The sequence below is a fragment of the Microbacterium sp. Leaf351 genome, assembly GCF_001423825.1.
Taxonomy (GTDB): domain Bacteria; phylum Actinomycetota; class Actinomycetes; order Actinomycetales; family Microbacteriaceae; genus Microbacterium; species Microbacterium ginsengisoli.
In genome coordinates this window covers 53,879-57,215 of sequence record NZ_LMPK01000001.1, presented here as the reverse complement: position 1 = coordinate 57,215, position 3,337 = coordinate 53,879, and the positions used below count along the sequence as shown (strand labels likewise).

The following is a 3,337-nucleotide window of genomic DNA, read 5'->3' as shown; positions in this document are numbered from 1 at the left end:
GGTGCGCTCCGAGGCGACGAGTGCGAATCCGCTCGGCCATGCCGAGGTGATCGGCGATCTGCTCGCCGCAGCGCTGGCCGCGGCATCCGTCACCGCCGCGATCGGCGCGCAGGTCGACGCGCCTGCGCCGACCGCCCTCACGCAGGTCGTCGCCGGCATGGGACCGGGGCCCTTCACCGGCCTGCGCATCGGCATCGCCGCCGCGCGCACGTTCGCGCTGGCCCGCGACCTTCCCGTGATCGCGGTTCCGAGTCACGACGCGGTCGCCCTGTCGATCCTGCTGCGCGCCGCGATCGCAGGCGACGATGCCGGCCGCTTCGCCGTCGTCACCGACGCGCGCCGCCGCGAGTTCGCCTACTCGGTCTACGAGGGACTCGACGACGACGGGCTGCCGGTGCGGATCGGCGACGCGGCACTCGCGCCGCGCGCCGACCTCGACGCTGCCCTCGCCGAGCGGGGCGCGCGACGCGAGGATGCGGCATCCATCCCGGCGGCGCTGCTCGCGCTCGCCGGCGCCCGGGCGGTCGCCGCGTCGCGCGTGCTCACGCGCGACGAGCCGCTCTACCTGCGCTCTCCCGACGTGACCCTGCCGGGCGCCCCGAAGCGGGTGACGGCGTGATCCGCGACGCGACCCTCGACGACCTCGCCGCCATCATGGCCCTCGAGCACGCGGCGTTCCCCACCGACGCGTGGAGCGAGCCGATGATGCGCGAGGAGCTGCGCTCGCCGCACGGGCGCTACTACGTCGTCGAGCAGGCCGGCCGTCTGATCGGCTATGCGGGGCTGCGCGCCCCGTGGGGCGGGCGCGACGGCGACGTCCAGACCATCGCGCTCGAGAGCGCGGCGCGGGGGCGGGGTCAGGGGCGAGCGCTGCTGCGGCACCTGCTCGCGGAGGCCGCCGCGCGGGGCGTCGCCGAGGTGTTCCTCGAGGTGCGCGACGACAATCCGGTCGCGCAGGCGCTGTACCGCTCCGAGGGGTTCGTCGAGGTCGGCCGGCGCCCCCGCTACTACCAGCCCGACGACGTCGATGCGATCGTGATGAGCCTGGATGTCGCGGCCTGGCGCGGCGCCGCAGAGGACACGGCCGCCGCACAGAGCCCCGCCGCCGGTGAGGGCCCCGCCGATACCGCCCGGGGAGCGTGGTGCACGTGAACCGTGACCAGCCCCTCGTGCTCGGCATCGAGACGAGCTGCGACGAGACCGGCATCGGCATCGTGCGCGGCCGCACCCTGCTGAGCAACACGATCGCGAGCTCGATGGCCGAGCACGCCCGCTATGGCGGCGTCGTGCCCGAGGTCGCGGCCCGCGCCCACCTCGAGGCGCTGCAGCCCTCGATCGCCGCCGCGCTCGCCGAGGCGGGCGTGACGCTCGCCGAGCTCGACGCGGTCGCCGTCACGAGCGGCCCGGGCCTCGCGGGTGCGCTGATGGTCGGCATCGGGGCCGCGAAGGGGCTCGCGACCGGGCTCGGCGTGCCGCTGTACGCCGTGAACCACCTGGTCGGGCACATCGCCGCCGACATCCTCGCCGAAGACGCGGCCCCGCTGGAGTACCCGACGGTCGCGCTGCTGGTCAGCGGTGGGCACACCTCGCTGCTGCTCGTGCGCGACCTCACGAGCGACGTCGAGCTTCTCGGCGAGACGATGGACGACGCGGCCGGCGAGGCGTTCGACAAGATCGCCCGCATCCTCGGGCTGCCCTACCCCGGCGGTCCCGAGATCGACAGGGCCGCGGCATCCGGAGACCCGGACGCCATCCGCTTCCCGCGCGGGCTGGCGCGGGCGTCCGATCTGCACGAGCACCGCTACGACTTCTCGTTCTCGGGGCTGAAGACGGCCGTCGCGCGCTATGTCGAGCAGCAGGGAGCGGATGCCTCGGTGCCCGACATCGCGGCATCCTTCCGCGAAGCGGTGGTCGATGTCCTCGTGACGAAGGCCCTCGACGCCTGCGCCCGGTTCGACGTGCCCCGGCTCCTGCTCGGCGGCGGGGTGATCGCCAACCGGCGACTGCGCGAGGTCGCGACGGCGCGGGCCGAGGCTGCCGGGGTCACCGTGCGCATCCCCCCGCTCAGCCTCTGCACTGACAACGGCGCGATGATCGCGGCGCTGGCCGCCGAGCTCATCGCCTCGGGCCGCGCACCCTCGACCCTCGCTTTCGGCGCGGACTCGACGCTGCCGGTGACCGAGATCCAGGTGGCCGAGGGGGTGCCCGCGTGAGCGGCGAGCGCGCGGGGGCCCCGGAGGACCGGTCCGCCGCGACGGCCGGCGGGGCGTGGCCGCTCCCGGCACACGGTGCCGACGCGGTCGAACCGCCCTCGCCCGATGTGGTGACACCGCCGGCGAGTGCGGCGCTTCCAGGCGCTCACCGTGGCGGCTTCTCGCGCGAGCTCACGGCGCCCGTCGATGTCGCCGCCCTGCAGCCCGTGCACGAGCAGACGGTCTTCGACGTGCCGGCGCCGGCGCCGGCGGTGCGTCATCCGGTGCCGCTGTCGGCGCTCGGCCTGGGCACCGCGATCATCGCGCTCGGCGCCTCTCTGGTCGTCGGATGGATGCTGCCGCTCGGCGTGCTCGCGGTCGGATTCGGCATCGCGGCCCGGCGGCGTCCGTCCCCGGGACGTGCGATGGCGATCTGGGCGATCGCGCTCGGCGCCGGGTCGATCCTCTACAGTGCGGCGTGGCTGACCTGGGCGGTCGTCGCCTCCGGCTCGCTCGGCTGACGGTCCCTCGCCGAGGGTCCCCTCGCCCGCCGACGTCGCGACCGGCGCCCGCGGCTCAGTCGTCGACGCGGTCGGCGAGCAGCGCCACCCGCCGGTCGCCGATGCGGGTGACGAACAGAGTGGCCGATTCATCGCCTCGCAGCGCGAGCGCGCGACGCAGCGCTGCCGGGTCGACGTCGACGCCCCGCTTCTTGATCTCGAGGCGGCCGATGCCGCGGGCGCGCAGCGCCTTCGCGAGCGGTTTCGTCGCGACGGGGAGCTCGTCCCGCACGCGGAAGCTCTGCACGAACGGGCTCGTGAGCGCGGCGTCCGAGGTCAGATAGGCGATGTGCGGGTCGATCGTGCCCGCCTCCAGCGCCCGCGCGACGTCGCCGATGAGGCGCGCGCGGATCACCGCCCCCTCGGGTTCGTGCAGGTAGGCGCCGACCGGGCGTGCGTCGACGTCGGGAGCGTCCCCGGCCGCCGTGATCTCGTGCACGCGCTCCCCGCGGATCACGAGTGCCGCCCGGCGCACGCCGTCGCGGGCGAGCGCGCCGGTGAAGAGCACGAGCTCGACGGTCGATCCGTCCACCGAGATCCACTGCGCCTCCGCATCCGCGGGGATCTCGGCCCGATCGAACGCGG

5 protein-coding genes are annotated in these 3,337 nt (G+C 75.2%); 4 read left to right on the top strand and 1 reads right to left on the bottom strand.

Translation table 11 applies throughout. From position 1 onward, the window contains the following. The 4 genes from tsaB to ASG00_RS00225 form a co-directional block, all read left to right on the top strand. The coding region (gene tsaB, locus ASG00_RS00240) for a tRNA (adenosine(37)-N6)-threonylcarbamoyltransferase complex dimerization subunit type 1 TsaB (RefSeq protein WP_156456157.1) at positions 1-619 on the top strand (619 nt) is incomplete at its 5' end. Next, positions 616-1,152 (top strand): ribosomal protein S18-alanine N-acetyltransferase, encoded by a 537-nt coding sequence (gene rimI, locus ASG00_RS00235; RefSeq protein ID WP_235557371.1) that lies wholly within the window; start codon positions 616-618, stop codon positions 1,150-1,152. The genes tsaB and rimI, both read left to right, overlap by 4 nt. Beyond that, positions 1,143-2,213 (top strand): tRNA (adenosine(37)-N6)-threonylcarbamoyltransferase complex transferase subunit TsaD, encoded by a 1,071-nt coding sequence (gene tsaD, locus ASG00_RS00230; protein WP_056206100.1) that lies wholly within the window; start codon positions 1,143-1,145, stop codon positions 2,211-2,213. Before rimI ends, tsaD begins: the two co-directional genes overlap by 10 nt. Beyond that, on the top strand, positions 2,210-2,713 hold the full coding sequence (locus tag ASG00_RS00225) for a hypothetical protein (RefSeq protein ID WP_056206037.1): 504 nt from the start codon (positions 2,210-2,212) through the stop codon (positions 2,711-2,713). Before tsaD ends, ASG00_RS00225 begins: the two co-directional genes overlap by 4 nt. A gap of 55 nt (positions 2,714-2,768) precedes the next feature. Here the strand turns inward: ASG00_RS00225 and ASG00_RS15930 are convergent. Then, positions 2,769-3,337, bottom strand: a 569-nt coding sequence (locus ASG00_RS15930; RefSeq protein ID WP_442922551.1) for a THUMP-like domain-containing protein, incomplete at its 5' end; no start/stop codon positions are given.